At 51.0% G+C, this 526-nt stretch carries 1 protein-coding gene; it reads right to left on the reverse strand.

Translation table 11 applies throughout. The annotated features are described in order from the left end of the window. Window positions 1-18 precede the first annotated feature (18 nt). Window positions 19-526 (reverse strand): hypothetical protein (locus KW843_RS27050; RefSeq protein WP_218298115.1); only part of this gene is annotated, 508 nt, incomplete at its 5' end.

Consider the following 526-nt stretch of genomic DNA (forward strand, 5'->3'; position numbering starts at 1 on the left):
GCAGGGTGGGGCTGGATGTCACCACGGTGCGGGCCCTCTTCTCCCTCTTTCTCCTTTCTCTTCTCTTTTCTTCTTCTCTTCCCCCCCTCCTCTCTCTTCTTCTTCCTCCCCTTCTTTTTCTCCTTCTTCCCTTCCTTCTTCCCTCTCTTCTCCTTTCCCTTTTTCCTCTCTCCCTCCTCTCCCCTCCTCTTTCCTTTTTTCCCTTCCTTCCCTTTTCCCCTTCCTTCTCTTTTTCTTCTTCTTTCCCTCCTTTTCTTTCCCTTCCCTCCTCTCCTCCCCTTCCCTTTTTTTCTCCTCCCCTCTCGCCCCCCCTCTTCTCTCCCTCCCCTCCCCTTCCTTCTCTTTTCCTCTTTCTCTTCCCTCCCCTCCCTTTCTTTTCTTTCCCTTCTCTCCCTCTCTTCTCCTTCCTTTTCTTTCTTCTCCTCCTCCCCCCTCCCTCCTCCTTCCTCCCCTCCCCTTTTTTTTTCCTCCTCCCTCCTCTTTTTTTTTTTTCTCTTTCACTTGTTTTCTCCGTTTTTTGCTTGAC

It is taken from the genome of Acidovorax sp. sif1233, assembly GCF_019218755.1.
GTDB lineage: Bacteria > Pseudomonadota > Gammaproteobacteria > Burkholderiales > Burkholderiaceae_C > Acidovorax.